Source organism: Acetobacter musti, from assembly GCF_011516835.1.
In the GTDB taxonomy this organism is placed as follows: Bacteria; Pseudomonadota; Alphaproteobacteria; order Acetobacterales; family Acetobacteraceae; genus Acetobacter; species Acetobacter musti.
Genome location: NZ_WOTB01000130.1, coordinates 1 through 583 on the forward strand (window position 1 = coordinate 1; position 583 = coordinate 583).

The 583-nt window shown below is 59.0% G+C and carries 1 protein-coding gene; it reads right to left on the reverse strand.

Annotated features, from left to right (window positions below):
* Positions 1-583 (reverse strand): IS1380 family transposase (locus GOB93_RS21055; protein WP_173585289.1); only part of this gene is annotated, 583 nt, incomplete at both ends.

The window sequence follows — 583 nt, forward strand, 5'->3', positions numbered from 1 at the left end:
TTCCTTCCCCGGGTCCCTGTCTGCCGTGCGCAGGGTAGCGCTGAGGAGATGGTCCCCGCAGAAGATGTATAACGGCAGATAGCAGTTATGGCCGTAATATCCATGAAAGGCCCGGCCTTCCTGATGGCCATGGATACGGTCATCGGTGGCATCCACATCCAGAACGATCCGGGCGGGTGCGCGCTCATGCTGGTCCATGAAAAGCGTCACGAACAGGGTAGCCAGGGCCTCATGATCAGCAATGATGCGGCAGTAACGATCTGCCTGCTGCCCACTGCGCTCTAGCCGGTTCAGCGTGGATTTGCCAGCCAATGCTGCGCAGTTTGCCCGGCCTCCTGACAGACGGCCCGAGGCCAGACCCATGACAGGATCATGACGTAAAGCGTCATGGTCATTAAGGTCTTCATAGCCCAGTGCCAGGCCCATGATCCGCTGACGGACAAGGTCTTCAACCCGGTATTCCACAAAGCCGGGATGCCGCTTATCGCGAAAACAGGCAGCAAAGCGGCGGCTGAGCCCCAGAATGTCATCAGCCTGCTTCACCAGAATGACGCCCCCATCCGAACTCATGCGACCCCCGTCA